Raw genomic sequence first — 15,179 nt, forward strand, 5'->3', positions numbered from 1 at the left:
CCTCAGCGGGCCGCAGCGGGCGGGGCCAGCCGCAGGCCCGCCAGGTCCGGGGGGACGCAGGAGTCGGGGCGGAAGAACGGGGCGGACTCGCCGTCGGTCGCGGCGGCGGGCGCGTCGGTGAGCCGGAAGCGGTCCCGGAGCCGGCCGTAGAAGTCGGTGGGCCGGAGCCGGACCAGTCGCACGCGCTGCGGGGCCCGGTAGACGCCGATCCAGTCGCCGGGGTCGAGGACGCCCCGGAGCTGGCCGTCGATGCTGACCGCGGCACGGCCGGAGTGCGGCAGGATGCGCAGCGCGACCGGCTCGTCGGGGGCGGCCACGACGGTGCGGTTGAAGGTCATGTGGGCGGCGATCGGGGTGAAGACGACGGCGTCCATGTGCGGGGAGAGCACGGGCCCGCCGGCGGAGAAGCTGTACGCGGTGGAGCCGGTGGGCGTGGCGACCACGAGGGCGTCGGCGGAGTAGGCGGCCAGCAGCCGGCCGGAGACGTAGACGCCCGCGCCGACCTGGTGGTCGCGGGCGAGCTTCTCCACCACCACGTCGTTCAGGGCGTTGACGTCCAGCGGCACGCCCCAGCCGTCGCCGGCCACGGGCTCCGGGCGGGTCGGCGGGGGCGGCAGGGTGGGGCCGCGTCCGTGGTCGAGGAACGGCCCGAGGTCGGCGGGCACCTCGGGCGGCCGGGAGGCCCGCATGGTCAGCGTCATGCGCTCCTCGACCGGGGCGTGGCCGGCGTGGACGGTGTCGAGGGCGGTGGCGAGGTCGCAGGCCGGCACCTCGGTGAGGAAGCCGACCCGGCCGAGGTCGACGCCGAGCACGGCGGCGCCGGTCTTCACGGCGATCCGGGCGCCGCGCAGGAAGGTCCCGTCCCCGCCCAGGGTGACCACCAGGTCCGGCTCGCCGGCGGCCTGGGCCTCCTCGCGTCCGGAGTGACGCCGGTGGTCCCGCGACCACACGTCGATCTCGGTGCAGGGGACGCCGTGCGCCGCGCACCACCCGAGCACGACTCCCGCCGCCTCCCGGGCGGCGGCCCGGCCCCGGTGGACCACCAGTCCGACGCGCTGCACGGCCATGCTGGACCTCGTCCCGTTGCCCCGTCCCACCGACCCGGGCGGCCAGGATGCCGGGGGTCGCGAACTGTCACCCCGTCAATCCTGGGATCCCGGCTCGCGATCGGGCCGCCGACATGCCGTACGTGCCGGCCCGGTCCGCGGGTCGGCCGCACCGGCGCGCCGGGCCGTCCCGGGACCGGGGCCGGAGCGTGCCCGCGCGGTAGGTTCGGTCCCGTGACCGGCAACGACGCGGTCCTGGCGTTGATGGTGGCGACGGCGCTGGGCTTCGACTTCACCAACGGCTTTCACGACACCGGCAACGCGATGGCGACCTCGATCGTCACCGGGGCGCTCCCGCCCCGGGTCGCGGTCGCCGTCTCGGCGGTGCTGAACCTGGTCGGGGCGTTCCTGTCGACCGCGGTGGCCGCGACCATCGCCAACGGGCTGGTCGCCACCGGGGAGGTGACCCTGACGGTGGTCTGCGCCGGCCTGACCGGCAGCATCCTGTGGAACCTGGCCACCTGGTACCTCGGCATCCCGTCCAGTTCCTCGCACGCGCTGATCGGCGGGGTGATCGGCGCGACGGTGGCGGCGGCCGGCTTCTCGGCCGTCAAGTGGCAGGGCCTGGTCTCCAAGGTGATCGTGCCCGCGGCACTGTCGCCGTTCATCGCCGGCGCGGTCGCCGCGACCGGCACCGTCCTGGTCTACCGCTTCACCCGCGGCGTCCCCGAGGGCCCGCGCGGGCGCGGGTTCCGGTACGGGCAGGTCGGTTCGGCGTCGATGGTCTCGCTCGCCCACGGCACCAACGACGCGCAGAAGACCATGGGCGTCATCACGCTGGCCCTGATCGCGAACGGCACCCTGCCCCCCGGGTCGAAGGCCCCGGACTGGGTGATCCTCTCCTGCGCGCTGGCGATCGCGCTCGGCACCTGGATCGGCGGCTGGCGGGTGATCCGGGCCCTGGGCAAGGGCCTGGTGGAGATCGAACCCCCGCAGGGGATGGCCGCCGAATCGGCCTCGGCCGCCGTGATCCTCAGCTCCACCGACTTCGGCTACTCGCTCTCCACCACGCACGTGGCCACCGGATCGATCCTCGGCTCCGGGGTCGGCCGCAGCGGAGCCCGGGTGCGCTGGCAGCTCGCCCGCAGGATGGTGGTGGCCTGGCTGCTGACCCTGCCCGCCGCCGCCCTGGTCGGCGCGGTGGCCTACTGGATCGCGAACGGCATCGGCGGGACGGCCGGCGTGGTGGTGATCTTCGTGGCGCTGGTCCTGGCGTCGGTGGCCCTCTTCGTCGCGTCCCGCTACCCGGCCGTCACCGCGGAGAACGTCAACGCCGCGTGGACGGGCACGGTGGCGCCCGAGCCCACCAGGACCGACGAGGTCAGCCGGTGAACTCCTGGATCAACCTGGACGCGCTCTGGCGGATCGTCGTGGTCGGCCTGCTCACCGGCGCCGGCCTGCCCGCCCTGTTCGCCCTCGGCCTGCGCCTGCTCAACCCGGCGCCCCTCCCCGGCCGGCCGGCCACCGACCGCCCCACCGCCGGACCGCTCGGCCGCACCCTGGCCGGGCTGATCTTCGCCGTGGTGCTCGCCGCGATCGGCTGGGGCGTCTCCGTCATCGTCAACCACCGGTGACGGACCTGCCGGGGCCCGGGACGCTGCGCCGCGTTGCGGACGGCCCGCGGTAGCGGTGTCGTACAGGTGTACCGAGATCCGCCCCTGCTCTCCGTGACCGCCCGGGCCGCCCGGCTCACCGCAGGCCCGCCGGGCCGGTCCGGAACGAAGGGAACGAACCCCCATGGCCACCGTCACCGCCTACGCCGCACCCGCCGCCAACGCCCCGTTGGAACGCACGCTCGTCGAGCGCCGCCCGGTCGGCGAGCACGACGTGCTGATCGACATCGCCTTCGTCGGCATCTGCCACACCGACATCCACCAGGTCCGCGAGGGCTGGGGCGCCGCCTCCTTCCCCATGGTCCCCGGACACGAGATCACCGGGATCGTCGCCGAAGTCGGCCCCGGGGTGAGCACCTTCGAGGTCGGCGACCGGGTCGGCGTCGGCTGCATGGTCGACTCCTGCCGGGTGTGCGAGAACTGCCGGGCCGGACTGGAGCAGTACTGCGCCGACGGCCCGGTGTGGACGTACAACGCCGTCGGCAGGGACGGCGGGCTCACCTACGGCGGCTACGCGCAGACGATCGTCGTCGACGAGAACTACGTCGTCCGCCTCCCCGACGCCCTCGCGCTCGACACCGCCGCCCCGCTGCTCTGCGCCGGCATCACCACCTACTCGCCGCTGCGCCACTGGAACGCCGGCCCGGGCCGGAAGGTCGCCGTCGTCGGCCTCGGCGGCCTCGGCCACCTGGCCGTGAAGCTCGCGCACGCGCTCGGCGCCGAGGTCACCGTGCTGTCGCAGTCCCTGCGCAAGAAGGACGACGGCCTGCGGCTCGGCGCCGACCACTACCTGGCCACCGCCGACCCGGCCACCTTCGAGGAGCTCCGGGGCCGCTTCGACCTGATCCTCAACACCGTCTCCGCGCCGCTCGACTACCCCGCCTTCTTCTCCCTGCTGCGCACCGACGGCACGATGGTCAATCTCGGCCTCCCCGAGGAGCCGCTGCCCGTCGACCTCCGCGCGCTGAGCGGCAACCGGCGCAGCATGAGCAGCTCCGGCATCGGCGGCATCGCCGAGACCCAGGAGATGCTGGACTTCTGCGCCGAGCACGACGTGGCGGCCGAGATCGAGACGATCCGCGCCGACCAGCTCAACGAGGCGTACGCCCGGGTGCTCGCGGGCGACGTCCGCTACCGCTTCGTCGTCGACGCCGCGACCCTCTGACATCCCGGCCATAAGGCCGCGCCCATGGCGGGGTCCGGCATCGAACCACTCGGACGGATGACGGTCCGCGCCCCGGTCCATTCGACCGAAAGGCCCGGTGGCGAATATGACGTACAGTCATCGAAACGTCACGCGGCCCGGTTGTTCACCGTACGGCCGAGGTGTTCGCCACCGGAATTCCGCATCATGACCTTTCGGTCATCGAATCGCCGTGTCCGGCCCCCATTGTTCGGGCTACCGAATGGCCAGGGCGGACTCGATCCGCTTGAGGCTGTGTCGGGCCAGGGCCAGGTTGGCACGCGACCGGTCGAGCGCGACGTAGAGGAAGAGCGAGCCCTGGCTGTCCGCCAGCGGGCGGATCAGGTGGTACTGGGTGCTGAGGGTGATCAGCACGTCCTCGATGGCGTCGTCGATCGACAGCACGGCCAGGGCCCGCATCTTCGCCCGGACGACCTCGGTGTTGGCGGCGGCCGCGACCTCCAGGTCGAGCTGCTGGCTCCCGCCGAGAAACCCGAGCGACATTCCGCTCTCGTAGTCGACCAGGGCCGCCCCGAGGGCGCCCTCGATGCTCATCGCATCCGCGAGCGCGCTGTCAATGTTCATGAGCTGTCCGTTCTTTGCATGGCTTCCGGGCAGGACTCCCGGATGCAGGTGGACAAAGTAGCAACAGGAACCCGCTCTGGTCACCGCACGGAATTGGCGAATAAAGTACGCTGCACAGGAGTTGGGGAACGAGGGGGTATTGGTGCGCGCGCTCGAAACGTCGCTCTCCGCGGTACTCGACTCCCCCGGGGTGGTCGGCGCCGTCGTCGCCGACGCCGTGTCGGGCCTCGGCCACGCCTCCATCGGCGAGCACCGGCTGCTCGGCACCGCGGCCGAACTCGCCGAACTGGTGGGCCTGGTCGACGACGGGCTGCGCGCGGCGGGGGCGGAGGGCGAGGTGGAGAGCCTGGTGGTCAGCACCACTCGCCACCATCAGGTCGTTCAGCTGATCGCCCGGCAGGGCGACCCGCTGCTGCTGGCCACCGTCCTGGACCGGACGCGGACCAACCTGGCGCTGGCCGTCCGTCAGACCGCCGATCAGGCAAGGGAACTGCTGGCATGACGGGTGAGCCGGACCTCGACACCCCGTCCGCTCCGCCCGCCGCGCACAGCGTGCCGGACCTGCTGCTGACGCTGCGCCAGGCCCGCTTCACCGGTTCGGTGCTGGTCTCCGGCACGCCCGGCGGCACGATCCGGCTGGAACAGGGGCTGGTCACGGCGGTCGAGACCCCGGGGGCGCCCGCCGTCGAGACCCTGCTGCTCAAGTCCGGCCGGATCGGCGAGGCCCAGTGGGCCGCCGCCGAGGCCGCCGCGGGCTCGGCCTCGCCGGGCGGCCGGCCGGCCGACCTCGGCGCGGTGCTGGTGGCCCAGGGAGCGATCGGCGCGGCCGAGCTCGAAACCGTCTGCGCGGCCGCGGTCTTCGACGGCGCGTTCGCGCTGGCGCTGGGCCGGCCCGGCAGTTGGCAGGCCGCCGAGGCGGACCTGCCCGCCAGGATCGCGCTGCGTCCCGGCGTCGAACCCGGTCAGCTGTCCGAGGAGACCGCCCGCCGGATCTCCCTGCTGACCCGCCTCGGGAGCCCGCCGCGCGAACTGGCCGCCGTCCGGATCCGCCCGTCGGCGCAGGCCGGGACGGCCGTGGCCCGCACCTCGGCGCGCCACCGGGACATCCTCGTCGCCGCCACCGGCCGGCGCACCGCCCGCGACCTCGCCTTCGCCCTCGGGCGCGGGGTGTTCGCGGTGATGCTCGACCTCGTCCGGATGGATGCCGGACACCTGCTCCACCGGGAGCCCGCGACCGCCGCTCCCGGCGTACCGAGCGTCGCCCCGCGCACCCCTCCCAGCGGGCCGCCGCCGATCAGCGACGGGCCCCTGCCCCGCCGGGTCCGGGGCGAACAGCCCCTCGGCGCGACGGCCGCCCGCACCGGGACACCCGCACGGGGCGCGCTGTCCGCGCCCGCCGAGCCGACCGCAGCACACGAGAAGAGCGAGAAGAACGCACGATGAGCAGCCAGATCACGCCGACCGCGCTCGAAGCCGAGCTGAAGTCCCTCCGGGAACGGGTCATGGGCATCGCCGAGAGCGTCGTCGCGACCGCCGACGGCCTCCTGGTGGCCGCCGACACCGCCACCGTCCACGCCGAGTCCGCCGCCGCGCTCTCCGCCGCGATGCTCGGCCTCGGCCAACGCACGGCCAACGAGGTCGGCCTGGGCGGCCTGCGCGACGTCGTCACCCGGTGCAACGGCGGCTACACCGTGGTGCTGGCGATCGGCGACCGGGCCCTGCTGATGATCCTCGGCGACGAGGGCCTGGACATCGCCGCCCTGCACCGCGAGTCCCCGGCGACGATCCACCGCCTCGCCGAACTCCTCGGCATGGCCCCGGCGGACCTGACCACGGCCTGACCCGACCGCGGCTCCACCGGCCCCGGCACCGCGTCCTCGCCCGCTGCCGGGCCGCCTGCCGCCGGCCGCTGTTCCACGGCGACTTCGGCGGCGGGGGCGAGGACGGCGGCGAGGGTCGCCGCGGCGAGCAGCGCGGTGCGGGCGGGGCGGGTGACGGTCACGAGGGGGCTCCGGGCGTGGCGTGAATGGGGCCGCGGCGGCTTCCAGCGACCGGGCGACGGCGCGCCGGCTGGCATGATCGACACATGGTCGAACGAGTGATTGCCGCATGTGACGGAGCAGCCAAGGGCAACCCCGGGCCGGCGGGCTGGGCGTACGTGGTCGCCGACAGCGCCGCCGTGCCGCAACGCTGGGAGTCCGGGGCGCTCGGGCACAGCACCAACAACGTGGGCGAGTTGACGGCCCTTCAGCAGCTGCTGGCCTCCATCGACCCCGCCGTGCCGCTGGAGGTGCGGCTGGACAGCACCTACACCCGCGACGCCGTCACCAAGTGGCTGGCCGGGTGGAAGCGCAACGGCTGGAAGACCGCCGCGGGCAAGCCCGTCGCCAACCAGGAGCTGATCCAGCGCATCGACGCGCTGCTGACCGGCCGCGACGTCACCTTCGTCTACGTCGCCGCCCACCAGGTCGACGGCGACCCGCTGAACGCCGTCGCCGACAAGGCCGCCAGCGACGCCGCCCGCACCCAGCAGGGCGCCTCCGGCACCGCCTCCGACCTGCCCGAACCCGACCCGCAGACCAGCACCGCCACCGCGGCCAAGCCCCGCCGCCGCCCCACCGCCGCCAAGACCGCCACCAAGTCCACCGGCCGTACCCTCGCCGCCCGCTTCCCCGGGACCTGCCCGTGCGGCACCGCCTACCCCAAGGGCGCCACCATCACCAAGGTCGGCTCCGGCTGGGGCCACCCGGACTGCGCCACCGCCCACTGACACCTCGCTGCGGCGGCCACGGAGGACTCTGCTCGGGGCCACCCGTGGCCTCCCGGACCAGGGCCGTGCCGGTGTACGCGTCGCTGGTGGGCCTGCCGACGGTGATGAAGGCGGGGCGGCCCTTCGGCGTCTTCACGCGCAGGCGGGTTCCCCGCTCGATCGGCTCGGTGTCGACGGGCCCGTCGACGGGCCGGCTGTGACGGGCGGTCGGAGCGGGTTCGGGTCCCGCCGGCGTTCGCGTCGATCCCGGTCCAGGTCTCGGCGACCGGATCGTCGCGGTCGGTCATCGATCGGTGATGGTCATGTCGCGGCCGGCCTGGTAGATCTTGGCGTGGCCCGAGGCCCTGGCGTTCAGCGTGACGCCCGGAGCGGGCGCGTCGTCGGCGGGGAGGGCTGCGCGGAGCTCGTCCAACAGCTGTCGCAGTTCCGGCGCGGCGTTCGCGTCCCGCCGGAGGAGGCGGGCCAGTCGGCGCTCCCACTCGTTCTGCAGGCCCGCGACGGCGCTCTCGTCGCCGGCTTCCCGGGCGGCCGTCAACTCGTCGCGGGAGTCGTCGAGTTCCTCGCCGATCGACTCGCCCTGTCCGGGGTGGAAGCGCCGCCACAGCGCGATCAGCCCGCTCCGGGCCAGCGCCCACCCCTCGGTGACCATGACCCTGGTGACCACCGGCGCGGCCGCCTGGGCCAGCTGTTCGAGCTCGTCCACCGAATTCCCCTCCCCCGAACGACTTCCCGTGCGCCAGCGTAGGGCAGAACGGCCTCCGGTGGCCGCCGGTCCGGAGAAGCAACTCGCGCCAACGCCTGGGGACTTGCCACGAGGACGCGCCGCTCGACGAGGACCGGGCGGCGGACGTGCCCGGTCCTCGGGACCTGCCCGGGGTGAGGACGGCCACCGTTGGCGCACGGCGGCCGGGATCGGGCATGGGCACATGGCAGCGGCGCTGACGTTCGGACCGGCACACCGGTCGCGGGCATGCCGGCTCCACGCCCTGCTCGTCGTGCGGCCACGGCGCCGGTCCTGCTCGTGCACCACAGCATCTCGGCCGACCCGTCCCCGACCACGCGGGCGATGCCGGGCATAATGCACAGCACGGCCGGGCCGGCGGGCGCTTCGACCTGAACGACCCGACCGCCGGTGCGTTCCTGTGGGCGACTCCGGCCCGCGCAAGGACACCGTGATCGTCAAGCCGAAGCAGCGGGTCGTCTGCGACTTCGACGCCGACAACCCCGGCCGGTGGATGGTCCACCGCCGCAACGCCTACCGCGCCTGACGGAACATCAGCCGCCGGGACCGGCGCTGGTACGCCGGTCCCGGTGGCCGGGCCGCTACCGTCCGGACGTGGCGGGTGCGGGCGAGGACGACGGGACGCCGCCGGTCGCCGCCCGCATCGACGACGACGGCGACGGCACCGCGGACACCGTCGGCGCGGGAGCGTCGCAGCCCGGCGAGGCCGAAGCCGAAGGGCTCCCGGAGGGCCGCGGCGCGGACGGAGACGCGCTCGCCGATCCGGACGCCGACGCACTCGGACGCGCACTCGGGCTCGCCGACGCCGAAGCCGACGGGGACGGGGACGGGCATCCGGAGGGCGTCCCGCTCGGCGACGGGGACGGCGACTGGGACGGCGACGCGCTTGCCGTGGGCGACGGCGAGGGCGCGGCCGTCGGCGTCCGATCGGGACTCGGGCTCGGCGTCGGAGTCGGGCTCGGCGTCGGTGCGGCGGTCGAAGCCGGTGCGGACGGCGGCGGAGCGACGGTCGGCGCCGGCGTGACCCGGTCGGGGCGGTCGGCCGTCGTCGTGGTGCCGGTCTGGAAGTGCACCATCCACGCCCGGACCGTCCGCAGGTACTCGGCGGAGTTGTTGTACCCGAGGACCGCCCGGTCGAGCTGCGCCGGCACGGCCAGGTCCCGGCCGGCCGCGCAGAGGTACCGGCCGGCGGCGAGGGCCGCGTCCCAGATGTTGTTCGGGTCCGCCTTGCCGTCGCCGTTGCCGTCCGCGCCCCAGGTCGCCCAGGTGGACGGGATGAACTGCATCGGGCCGACCGCCCGGTCCCAGACGGCACTTCCGTCGTACCGGCCGCCGTCGGTGTCGGCGATCGCCGCGAAGCCGTTCCCGTCCAGGACCGGGCCGAGGATCGGGCGGTAGGTCGTCCCGGTGGCGTCCACCCGGCCGCCGTCGGCCTGCCCGGACTCCACCTCGCCGATCGCGGCGAGCAGCTGCCACGGCAGGTGGCAGCCCGGGGACGAGGCGGCCAGGGACGCCTCCGCCTTGCGGTAGGCGTCGAAGACGATGGACGGCAGTCTCGCGCCGCCGAGGCCCTGGAGCGCGAAGGTCCCCGCGTCGGAGCCCGGCAGCCCGACCACCGGCAGCGGCGGCTGCGGGAGCGTCCGGGCGCCGCCGCCGTCCAGCGGCACCTGACCGGCCGGCAGCTCGGCCACCACCGGGCCGTCGCCGGTGAAGGCGTCGAGCGAGCCGACGGTCGGCGCCTGCGCCGCCGAGGGCTTCGCCGGCGCCGTGGGTGCGGTGGGAGCCGTCACCGCCGCCAGGGCAGCCAGCACCCCCAGCCCGCGCAGCAGCGCGCGCTTACGTATTCGCCGTCCCATCCGGGTACCTTTCGACGATCTCGCGGTCAGCAAGTCGGACGATTCGACGGTCGATCAGGTTCCGGGGCCCGGCGGCCCGTTGATCGACCCGATGCGCGCGGGCCGTACCGGTCAGCGCCCGGCGGCGAGCGGCTCGCCGTTCTCGAACCGCAGGATCTGCTCGCGCAGGGTGCGCCTGGCCCGCGGCAGGAACGCGCTGCTGGGACCGCCGACGTGCGGGGTGATCAGCACGCCGGGGGCGTGCCAGAGCGGGTGGTCGGCGGGCAGCGGCTCCGGGTCCGTGACGTCGAGCGCGGCCCGCAGCCGCTGCGCGGTGAGCTCGGCGAGGAGCGCCGCGGTGTCGACGACGGGCCCGCGGGCGACGTTGACGAGCAGCGCGCCGTCCTTCATCCGGGACAGGAACCCGGCGTCCACCAGGTGACGGCTCTCGGGGGTCAGCGGCGTCAGCAGCACCACGACGTCCGCGGACGGCAGCAGTTCCGGCAACTCCGCCACGCCGTGCACCCGTTCCTCGGGGCGGGCGCTGCGGGCGACCCGGACGATCTCGCACTCGAAGGGCTCCAGCCGCGCGGCGAGCGCCCGGCCGATCGAGCCGTACCCGAGGATCAGCACGGTCCGGTCGGCGAGCGACTGGTGGAACTCCTGGCTCCAACGCCCCTGGTCCTGGAGTCGGGTGAAGTGCGGAACGCCCCGCAGCGAGGCGAGGATCAGCGTCACCGCCAGTTCGGCGGTGCTGGCGTCGTGCAGTCCGCGCGCGCTGCACGCGAGGACGCCGTCCGGCACGTGCGGCAGGACGTCGTCCATCCCGGCCGTGAGCGTCTGAACCACCTTCAGCGACGGCAGGTGCGGGATCACCGGCAGCGCGACGGCGTGCCGCAGGTACGGCAGGCAGAAGAACTCCACCTCACGGAGCGCGTCGTCCGACGGCGCCGGCCCGTCCCCGTCCCACACGAGGGCGTCGAGGCCGGCGGGCAGGCCGCCGATCACGTCGGGGGCGTACGGAAGAAGGTAGCGAGCGCTCATGCTCCGACCCTAGCCACCTCGGCCGACGTTCCACCGGGCAGGTCGGACGTTGAGCGGGCGAGGAGCGACTGCCGCACCCGCCGTCAGGTCCGGTCGCCCGGGTCGGGCACCGTGACGACCGGGCAGCTCGCGTCGTGCAGCAGCCCGCGGGGGACGGAGCCGAGCCGCATGCCGGTGAACCCGCCGCTGCCGCGTCTGCCGATGACGACGGCCACGGCGCGCCGGGACGCGTCGGCGAGTTCCCGGACGGGGTGGCCGCCGACGACCTCGCAGGTGACGGCCACGTCCGGGTGGTCGGCCCGCGGTCCGGCCGTCGTCTCGGCCAGCGTCCGGCGCAGCTCGTCGAGGGTGGCTTCCTCGTCGATGCGCGCCAGCCGCGGCCGCTGCCACACCCACAGCGCCCGCACCGTCGCGCCGTGGTCCTGCGCCAGCTCCAGGGCGGCCGCGAAGGCGACGGCGGAGCAGGGGCTGCCGTCCACTCCCACCACGAGGTGGGGCGGGTCGTCGAGCTCGCCGTCCTTGCGGGGGACCACGACCACCGGGCAGGCGGCCTGCGCGCTCACCGGCACGGTGACCGAGTAGCCGCTGAGCAGTTCCTCGATCCGGCTGAGCGACCGCGAGCCGAGCACCACGAACGCGGCCTCCCGGGAGGCCCTCACCAGCAGCGGGCCCGGCATCCCCTCCTGGATCTCGGCGGACACCTCCAGCTTCGGATGCCGGCTGCGGGCGAACCGACCGGCGAGGTGGAGTTGGCGCCGGCCGACCCGCACCTGGTCCTGCTGGAACGCCACTCCGAGGGTGCGCATGCTCCGGGGGGACGGCTGGACGACATGGATCATGCGCAGCGGGAGGCCGCGGCGGTGCGCCTCGTCCGCCGCCCACTTCAGCGCCTCGTCGTTCTCCCCGAGCGCGTCGACGCCGAAGACGACCGAACGGCCTGGACCGGTGGCTGCCATCACTCCTCCAACGAGCCTTCGGGCCCGGCCCGCCGACCCGACTGCCGGACCTCGCCGCCCTTTTCCCCTCGCACGGTAGGCAGCACCGGGGAGGCGGCGCGCGCCGGAACACGTCCGACTGGCGGGTCGCTCCGGGAGGTCGGGCCCCGGGTCAGAGGGCGTGGATCGGCGCGCCCAGGCGGTAGTCGGTGCGGGAGAACGCGGCGGAGACGGCGAAGCGGTCCGCGCGGACGAGGGTCTGGCGCCACTCGATCATGCGGCCGCCGGTGTCGTGGCCGAGGCGGTCGATCGCGAACAGGGCGGTGGTCGGGGGGCAGTCGAGCAGGATGCGCTCGCCCCGGCCGGGGACGACGGCGCGGATGCGTTCCCAGCCGCCGCAGATCCGGCTGCCGCAGTGGCGTTCGAGCTCGTCGTAGAGCGCGGTGCGGGTGAAGTCGACGGCGAGGAGCGGGTGGGCCACGTCCGCGGGGAGCCAGGTCCGGTCGACGGCGAGGGGTTCCTCGTCGGCCAGGCGGATGCGCTCCAGGTAGATCAGCGGCGTGGACTCCTCCAGCCCCAGGCGGGCGGCGACCACGCCGTCGGCGCGCCGGTCGAGCGCGCGCACCACGCTGCGCTGCACCGCGCCGACCTCCTCGACGGAGCGGAACAGGCTGTACGCCTCGCCGACGTCCTGCTCCAGCGGGCGGTTGGCGGTGAACCGGGAGGCCTTGCCGCGCTGGGCGCTGACGAGGCCCTCCTCGCGGAGCTGCCGCAGGGCCTCGCGGACGGTGTGCCGGCTGACCTGGTACTCGGCGACCAGGTCGTGTTCGCCGGGGAAGACGTCGCGGAACTCGCCCTCGTCGAGTCGGCGCAGCAGGTCGGCGCGCAGTTGCGCCCAGAGCGGGTTCCCCGGGGTGCGGACGAGGGGCCGGGGGCCGGGGGCGGTGGTCACGGCGCCGTCCTGGGGTCGAGGGTGGGGTGGGTGGTACGGGGCACGGAGTAAATGTTCGTACCTTTACCGTGGCAGCGCCAAATCGACGCCCGCCGGGTCGGCGGGCGTCGATCGGGCGGCGCGGCGACCGCTGCCCGGGCGGGCCGTCCGGGCAGCGGTCGGGCGGGGGCGGTCAGACGAGGACGCCGATCAGCATGGCGGCGGCCACCGCGAGCAGCACGACCGCGAAGGTCCGCTGCAGGGCGGTGCCGGACAGCTTGGCCGCCAGCCGCTTGCCGTCCCAGGCGCCGAGGACGGCGGCTCCGACGAACGGTCCGAAGACCGCCGGGTCGAGGTTCGGGCCGGAGACCGTCAGGCGGGTGGCGAGGGAGACGGCCGAGTTGACCAGGATGACCACCAGGCTGGTGCCCACCGCCTTGCGCATCGGCAGCCGGAGCACGGACACCAGGGCGGGCACCGCGAGGAAGCCGCCGCCGACTCCCAGCAGCCCGGTCACCGCCCCGAGTCCGGCCCCGGCCGCGAACGTCCCCGCGCGCCCGCCCCGGCCGGCGGGCTCCGTGGTCGGCGCGCACCGCGCGGTGCGGGCGCCGCGCAGCATCGCCGCGGCGGCCAGCGCGGCCAGGACGGCGAACGCGGCGGTCAGCACCGGCTGCGGGACGCGGTGGGCGAACGCGGACGCCCCGACGGCGGGGAGCACCCCGGCCGCGGCGAACAGGAAGCCGGTCCGCCAGTCGACGGAGCCGCTGTGGCGGGCGAGCGCGGTGACCGAGGTGGCGATGACGATGACCAGGCTGGTGGTCCCGGCCTCGGCGGGCGCGACGCCCAGCAGGTACACCAGGGCCGGGACGGCCAGCACTCCCCCGCCGCCGCCCAGCGCGCCGAGCGCCACGCCGACCACGGCTCCGCAGAGCAGAGCGGTGATCAGCACGCTCACGCCGTGACGCCGTCCGCGTCCCGGCCCGCGGCGGAGGCGGTCCGGCCGGCGGGGTGGGCGACCTCGCCGTGCCAGGCGGCGAAGCCGCCGCGCAGGTCGACGGCGTCGAAGCCGCGGGCGCGCAGCACGGACGCGGCCACCGAGGAGCGGTTGCCGCTCGCGCAGATCACGGTCAGCGGCCGACCGGTCGGCAGTTCGCCCAGGCGGGCCAGCAGTTCGGGCAGCGGGATCAGGCGGGCGCCGGGAACGGTGCCGCTGTCCTGCACCTCGCCCGGGCCGCGCACGTCCAGCACCTCGAACTCGGCGGTACCGCCGGCGAGTTGCTCGGCGAGTGCGTCGGCCTCCACCCGTATCGCGCGGGTCAGGTGCGCGGCGCCGACGGCGTCCACCGGGGTGGCCAGGGCTCCCAGCACCCGGTCGAAGCCGATCCGGGCCAGGCGGGTGCGGGCCTCGACGGCGGTGTCCTGGTCGCCGCACAGGACGATGGCGTCCTGCGCGTCGAGCACCTGACCGGCGAGTTCGGCGAACCGGCCGCCGAGCGGGATGTTGACCGCGCCGTGCAGGTGCTCGGCGGCGAACGCCTCCGGGTCCCGGGTGTCCAGCACGATCGCGCCGCCCGCCCGCGCCTGCAGCACCGCCTCGGGGGTGAGCGACGGGACGAGGGTGTCCTCGTCCAGGACGGGACGGGCCTGCCGGTTGCGCACCGAGGTGAACGCGAAGTAGGCGGGCACGGCGGGCTGACCGGCCGTCACCACGGCGACGAACTCGTCCTCGGTCAGGTCGGCCAGCGCGTAGTTGCCGACGCGCTGGTTGCCGATCGTGCAGCTCAGCTCGGTCGACAGGTTCTTGCCGCAGGCCGAGCCGGCCCCGTGCGCCGGGTAGACCCGCGTCCCGTCGGGGAGGGCGAGCAGCGCGCGGGTGGAGCGGTACAGCAGCCGGCCCATCTCATCGGCCGAGCGGCCGCGCGAGCTGAGCAGGTCGGGGCGGCCGACGTCGCCGATGAACAGCGTGTCACCGGTGAGCACGCCGTACGGGACGGCGTCGCCCGCGTGCTCGCGCACCACCACGCAGATCGACTCCGGGGTGTGGCCCGGCGTGTGCAGGATCTCCAGCTCGACCTCGCCGAGGTCGAGGCGCTCGCCGTCGGCCAGCGGGTCGGTGTCGAAGTCGAGCGCGGCGACGGAGCCGTAGGAGATCCGGGCGCCGGTACGCTCGGCCAGCTCCAGGTGGCCGGAGAGGAAGTCCGCGTGGACGTGGGTCTCGATGACCCGCTCGATCGTCAGGCCGTGGCGCTCGGCGGTTTCGAGGTAGTCGTTGACGTCGCGCTGGGGGTCGACCACGACGGCCCGGCCGGTGGTGCGGTCGCCGACCAGGTAGGAGGCGTGGGAGAGGCAGTCGAGGTAGAACTGCACGAGGACCAGGGGTCCGGCGTTCTCGGGCATGTCGAGCTCCTGAGGGTGGGCAGGGAGAGTTGGGCCGC

17 protein-coding genes are annotated in these 15,179 nt (G+C 74.9%); 8 read left to right on the forward strand and 9 right to left on the reverse strand.

Annotation, left to right across the window (positions count from 1 at the left end):
• Positions 1-2: 2 nt before the first annotated feature.
• Positions 3-1,067 carry an NAD(+)/NADH kinase gene (locus ACI1MP_RS08935; RefSeq protein WP_387991246.1) on the reverse strand — a complete coding sequence of 355 codons (1,065 nt, stop codon included), beginning with the start codon at positions 1,065-1,067 and terminating at the stop codon, positions 3-5.
• Positions 1,068-1,280: 213 nt separating this feature from the next.
• Here ACI1MP_RS08935 and ACI1MP_RS08940 point away from each other — a divergent pair, with 213 nt between their 5' ends.
• The 3 genes from ACI1MP_RS08940 (at position 1,281) to ACI1MP_RS08950 (ending at position 3,884) form a co-directional block, all read left to right on the forward strand.
• Entirely contained in the window at positions 1,281-2,438 is a 1,158-nt protein-coding gene (locus ACI1MP_RS08940; protein ID WP_404868272.1) for an anion permease, read from the forward strand.
• Positions 2,435-2,680, forward strand: a complete 246-nt coding sequence (locus ACI1MP_RS08945; protein WP_404868273.1) for a hypothetical protein — start codon at positions 2,435-2,437, stop codon at positions 2,678-2,680. Before ACI1MP_RS08940 ends, ACI1MP_RS08945 begins: the two co-directional genes overlap by 4 nt.
• 163 nt (positions 2,681-2,843) lie before the next feature.
• Positions 2,844-3,884 carry an NAD(P)-dependent alcohol dehydrogenase gene (locus tag ACI1MP_RS08950; protein ID WP_404868274.1) on the forward strand — a complete coding sequence of 347 codons (1,041 nt, stop codon included), beginning with the start codon at positions 2,844-2,846 and terminating at the stop codon, positions 3,882-3,884.
• 234 nt (positions 3,885-4,118) lie between these two features.
• Here the strand turns inward: ACI1MP_RS08950 and ACI1MP_RS08955 are convergent, their stop codons facing one another.
• Positions 4,119-4,487: a hypothetical protein gene (locus tag ACI1MP_RS08955; protein WP_363471437.1), complete on the reverse strand. Its 369-nt coding sequence runs from the start codon at positions 4,485-4,487 to the stop codon at positions 4,119-4,121.
• A 142-nt stretch (positions 4,488-4,629) separates the two neighbouring features.
• On the opposite strand from ACI1MP_RS08955, the gene ACI1MP_RS08960 reads away from it, so the two are divergent.
• From ACI1MP_RS08960 to ACI1MP_RS08975, 4 genes are all read left to right on the forward strand, one after another.
• The gene (locus ACI1MP_RS08960) at positions 4,630-4,989 is read left to right on the forward strand and encodes a hypothetical protein (RefSeq protein ID WP_380342087.1); all 360 of its coding nucleotides are present in this window, start codon (positions 4,630-4,632) and stop codon (positions 4,987-4,989) included.
• On the forward strand, positions 4,986-5,930 hold the full coding sequence (locus tag ACI1MP_RS08965) for a hypothetical protein (protein ID WP_404868275.1): 945 nt from the start codon (positions 4,986-4,988) through the stop codon (positions 5,928-5,930). The genes ACI1MP_RS08960 and ACI1MP_RS08965 overlap by 4 nt, the downstream gene beginning before the upstream one ends.
• Positions 5,927-6,328: a roadblock/LC7 domain-containing protein gene (locus ACI1MP_RS08970; RefSeq protein WP_380342092.1), complete on the forward strand. Its 402-nt coding sequence runs from the start codon at positions 5,927-5,929 to the stop codon at positions 6,326-6,328. The genes ACI1MP_RS08965 and ACI1MP_RS08970 overlap by 4 nt, the downstream gene beginning before the upstream one ends.
• Positions 6,329-6,573: 245 nt before the next feature.
• On the forward strand, positions 6,574-7,257 hold the full coding sequence (locus ACI1MP_RS08975; protein WP_380342093.1) for a ribonuclease H: 684 nt from the start codon (positions 6,574-6,576) through the stop codon (positions 7,255-7,257).
• Between the two features lie 283 nt (positions 7,258-7,540).
• On the opposite strand, the gene ACI1MP_RS08980 is transcribed toward ACI1MP_RS08975, so the two are convergent.
• On the reverse strand, positions 7,541-7,960 hold the full coding sequence (locus ACI1MP_RS08980; protein ID WP_404868276.1) for a hypothetical protein: 420 nt from the start codon (positions 7,958-7,960) through the stop codon (positions 7,541-7,543).
• 439 nt (positions 7,961-8,399) lie between these two features.
• On the opposite strand from ACI1MP_RS08980, the gene ACI1MP_RS08985 reads away from it, so the two are divergent.
• A complete protein-coding gene (locus ACI1MP_RS08985; RefSeq protein WP_404868277.1) occupies positions 8,400-8,525 on the forward strand; it encodes a multicopper oxidase domain-containing protein in 126 nt (41 codons plus the stop codon).
• A 55-nt stretch (positions 8,526-8,580) separates the two neighbouring features.
• Here the strand turns inward: ACI1MP_RS08985 and ACI1MP_RS08990 are convergent, their stop codons facing one another.
• The 6 genes from ACI1MP_RS08990 to ACI1MP_RS09015 all read right to left on the reverse strand — a co-directional run bounded on the left by ACI1MP_RS08990 (position 8,581) and on the right by ACI1MP_RS09015 (position 15,141).
• Complete coding sequence (locus ACI1MP_RS08990) at positions 8,581-9,855, reverse strand: lytic transglycosylase domain-containing protein (RefSeq protein ID WP_404868278.1); 1,275 nt, start codon at positions 9,853-9,855, stop codon at positions 8,581-8,583.
• Positions 9,856-9,966: 111 nt separating this feature from the next.
• Positions 9,967-10,878: a 2-hydroxyacid dehydrogenase gene (locus ACI1MP_RS08995; protein ID WP_380342105.1), complete on the reverse strand. Its 912-nt coding sequence runs from the start codon at positions 10,876-10,878 to the stop codon at positions 9,967-9,969.
• An 83-nt stretch (positions 10,879-10,961) separates the two neighbouring features.
• Positions 10,962-11,834, reverse strand: coding sequence for a universal stress protein (locus tag ACI1MP_RS09000; protein WP_380342107.1), 873 nt, complete (start codon positions 11,832-11,834; stop codon positions 10,962-10,964).
• A 151-nt stretch (positions 11,835-11,985) separates the two neighbouring features.
• On the reverse strand, positions 11,986-12,765 hold the full coding sequence (locus tag ACI1MP_RS09005; protein ID WP_380342110.1) for a GntR family transcriptional regulator: 780 nt from the start codon (positions 12,763-12,765) through the stop codon (positions 11,986-11,988).
• Between the two features lie 172 nt (positions 12,766-12,937).
• Positions 12,938-13,699 carry a sulfite exporter TauE/SafE family protein gene (locus ACI1MP_RS09010; RefSeq protein ID WP_404868279.1) on the reverse strand — a complete coding sequence of 254 codons (762 nt, stop codon included), beginning with the start codon at positions 13,697-13,699 and terminating at the stop codon, positions 12,938-12,940.
• Complete coding sequence (locus tag ACI1MP_RS09015) at positions 13,696-15,141, reverse strand: rhodanese-like domain-containing protein (protein WP_404868280.1); 1,446 nt, start codon at positions 15,139-15,141, stop codon at positions 13,696-13,698. Before ACI1MP_RS09015 ends, ACI1MP_RS09010 begins: the two co-directional genes overlap by 4 nt.
• Between the last annotated feature and the right edge of the window lie 38 nt (positions 15,142-15,179).

The sequence above is a fragment of the Kitasatospora griseola genome, assembly GCF_044999035.1.
In the GTDB taxonomy this organism is placed as follows: Bacteria; Actinomycetota; Actinomycetes; order Streptomycetales; family Streptomycetaceae; genus Kitasatospora; species Kitasatospora griseola.